This window comes from Clostridioides sp. ZZV14-6387 (assembly GCF_020657835.1).
Lineage (GTDB): Bacteria > Bacillota > Clostridia > Peptostreptococcales > Peptostreptococcaceae > Clostridioides > Clostridioides difficile_A.
In genome coordinates this window covers 1-217 of the sequence record NZ_JAGWCW010000166.1, presented here as the reverse complement: position 1 = coordinate 217, position 217 = coordinate 1, and the positions used below count along the sequence as shown (strand labels likewise).

Below are 217 nucleotides of genomic sequence, written 5' to 3'. Positions count from 1 at the left end.
AAGGCTAATTGGTATGGTAGACAAGTTGTAAAGGTAGGTAAATTCTTTGCAAGTTCACAAATATGCAATAAATGTGGGTACAAAAACAAGGAAGTGAAGAATTTAAGTATAAGAGAATGGATTTGTCCTTGTTGTGATGAAACTCACGATAGAGATATAAATGCAAGTATAAATATACTAAAAGAAGGATTAAGACTAATAACAGTTTAAAATAAAT

General features: G+C 29.0%; 1 protein-coding gene. It reads left to right on the top strand.

Annotated elements, in window-relative coordinates:
• A partial coding sequence (locus KGF38_RS20255; protein WP_227832710.1) for a transposase occupies positions 1 to 210 on the top strand: 210 nt, incomplete at its 5' end.
• Positions 211 to 217: the final 7 nt, after the last annotated feature.